At 75.9% G+C, this 2,737-nt stretch carries 3 protein-coding genes; 1 reads left to right on the forward strand and 2 read right to left on the reverse strand.

The window, feature by feature from the left end:
- The coding region (locus WCS02_RS19430; protein WP_422665441.1) for a hypothetical protein at positions 1-773 on the forward strand (773 nt) is incomplete at its 5' end.
- Positions 774-876: 103 nt separating this feature from the next.
- On the opposite strand, the gene WCS02_RS19435 is transcribed toward WCS02_RS19430, so the two are convergent.
- Both WCS02_RS19435 and WCS02_RS19440 read right to left on the reverse strand, forming a co-directional pair.
- Positions 877-1,767: a TIGR01777 family oxidoreductase gene (locus tag WCS02_RS19435; RefSeq protein ID WP_340295931.1), complete on the reverse strand. Its 891-nt coding sequence runs from the start codon at positions 1,765-1,767 to the stop codon at positions 877-879.
- A 171-nt stretch (positions 1,768-1,938) separates the two neighbouring features.
- Positions 1,939-2,737, reverse strand: a 799-nt coding sequence (locus WCS02_RS19440; RefSeq protein ID WP_340295932.1) for a 2-oxo acid dehydrogenase subunit E2, incomplete at its 5' end; no start/stop codon positions are given.

The following is a 2,737-nucleotide window of genomic DNA, read 5'->3' on the forward strand; positions in this document are numbered from 1 at the left end:
CGCGGCTCCGGGCGCTGCTCCCGCGTGCCCGCCGGGTGCCGCGCCGCGCGCTGGTCGCCGGCGGCGCCGGGCTGGTGGTGGTGCTCGCCGGGGGAGCGGCCGGGGCCCTGGTGGCGGGGGGCGGGACTCCCGCGGAAGTGGCAGACGGAGGGGTGGTCGCGGGGGAGGCGACGGACGTCGCGGCTGATGGGGAGACCGGCACCGGGCCGACGGTGGCCGTCCCGCCTACCGACCTGACCGGGTCGGAGCTGCCGGCGGACCAGGCGGACCAGGCCGACCAGGCGGACCAGGCGGACCAGGCGGACCAGGCGGACCCAGTGGTCCCGGTGGTCCCGGTGGTCCCGGTGGTCCCGGTGGTCCCGGTGGTCCCGGTGGTCCCGGTGGTCCCGGCGGACCCGGCGGACCCGGCGGACCCGGCGGACCCGTCGAGCACCGACGACCTCGATGACCCGGCCGTGCTCACCCAGGTCGTCACCGACCTCGTCGAGGCGCGCGAGGCCGCCCTGCGCTCGGGCGACGCTGCGGCGCTCGGCCAGGTGCACCACCCTGACGGCCCGGCATCCGCGTCGGACCGCGACCTGCTCGCCGCCGGTGCGGTCGACGTGGCCTACGAGGTCACCGGCGTGTCACCGGTCCCCGACCGGCCCGGCTCGGCGGCCGTGCGCCTGACGACGACCGTGGCCGGGACGACCACGACCGAGGAGGTGGTGCTCGGGCTGGCCGCCACGCCGGACGGCTGGCGGGTCCGGGACGTCAGCGGCACCGACGGCTGACACAGCCCGGCAGCCGACCCATTGCCCCCCGGACACGTGCGGCGGGCACCGGGCGTCCGGTGGCACCGGTCGTGCGCTCACCCGTCGGTCGTGCCGGTCGGCCCTACTGCTCGGCGAGCCACCGCGCAGCCGACTCGACGTCGGGGTGCGCGAAGTCGAAGCCGGACGCGGTGAGGACCTCGGGGATCATGCGCTGGCTGCCCGTCACGTCGCTGGAGAACTCCCCGAGGACGACCCGCAGGGCGAACGACGGCACGGGCACGATCGTGGGCCGCCCCAGGGCCTTGCCGACGGCGCGGGTGACGTCGGCGTTGCGGGCGGGCTGCGGGGCGCCCAGGTTCACGGGGCCGCTGACCTCGTTCTCGAGCAGGTGCTCGATGGCCCGGACCTCGTCCAGGAGCGTGATCCACGGCCACCACATGCGGCCGTCGCCGATCTGCCCGCCGACGCCGGCCTTGATGATGGGGAGCAGCCGCCCGAAGGCGCCCCCGCCGGTGGCCATGACGAGGCCGGTCCGCAGCAGCGCGACCCGGATGCCGGCGGCGGCGGCCGGGGCGGTCTCGGCCTCCCACGCGGTGACCACGTCGGCGAGGAAGCCTTCGCCGCGGGCGGAGGTCTCGAGCAGGACCTCCTCGCCGCGGTCGCCGTAGTAGCCGACGGCCGAGCCGGACAGCAGGACCGACGGCGGCCGGTCCAGCGCGGTCATGGCCCGGACGATGGTGCGGGTCCCGTCGACGCGGGACCGGAGGATCGTCTGCTTGTACTTCTCCGTCCACCGCTTGTCGCCGACCCCGGCGCCGGCCAGGTGGACGACCGCATCGGTGCCCGCCAGGCGGGCGAGGTCGACGGTGCCGCCCGACGGGTCCCAGGTGCACTCGTCGGGACCCGCTGCGGGACGGCGGACCAGGCGCAGGACCTCGTGGCCCGAGGCCTGCAGGGACGGGACGAGCGCCGAGCCGATGAGCCCGGACGCGCCGGTGACGGCGACCTTCACCGGTGCAGCTCCTCACGCCCGGCCCGGGCGGCGGGGACGCCGTCCGTCCCCGCCACCCGCACCGGCGGCACCACGACCGCGGCACGTGCCGCTGGCCGGACCGCCGCTGCCAGACCTGCCGTCGTCGCCACCGTCGTGGTCACCGTCGTCGCCGCCGTCACTGTCCCGGCGTCAGAGCCCGAGGGCGGACTCGAACGCGCCCTCCTCGAGACGGGCCTTGACCGTGCTGAGGAACCGTGCGGCGTCCGCCCCGTCGACCACCCGGTGGTCGTAGGACAGGGCCAGGTAGACCATCGAGCGGACCGCGATGGACTCGTTGCCCTCGGCGTCGGTGAGCACCATCGGGCGCTTGACCACCGAGCCGGTGCCGAGGATGGCGACCTGCGGCTGGTTGAGGATCGGGGTGTCGAATAGCGCGCCGCGGCTGCCGGTGTTGGTGAGGGTGAACGTGCCGCCGCTGAGCTCGTCCGGCGTCGCCTTGTTAGTGCGGGTGCGCTCCGCGAGGTCGGCGATCTTGCGCGCCAGGCCGGCGATGTTGAGGTCGCCCGCGTCCTTGATGACGGGCACGAGCAGGCCGCGCTCGGTGTCCACCGCGATGCCCAGGTGCTCGCCGCCGTGGTAGACGATCTCGTCGCCCTCGACGCTGGAGTTGACGACCGGGTAGGCCTTGAGGGCCTCCACGGCCGCCAGGGCGAAGAACGGCAGGAACGAGAGCTTGACGCCCTCGCGCTGCGCGAAGCTGTTCTTGGCCCGGGTGCGCAGCGCGGCGACCCGGGTCACGTCGACCTCGACCACGGTGGTGAGCTGGGCCGACACCTGCAGGGACTCGACCATGCGCTGCGCGATGACCTTGCGCAGGCGGCTCATCTTCTCGCGGGTGCCGCGGCGGGGGTCGACCGACGCCGGGGCGGCCTGCGCAGCCGGGGCTGCGGCGGGTGCGGCTGCGGCCGGCGCGGGGGCCTCGACCGGG

Origin of the sequence: Aquipuribacter hungaricus (assembly GCF_037860755.1) — a bacterium.
In the GTDB taxonomy this organism is placed as follows: domain Bacteria; phylum Actinomycetota; class Actinomycetes; order Actinomycetales; family JBBAYJ01; genus Aquipuribacter; species Aquipuribacter hungaricus.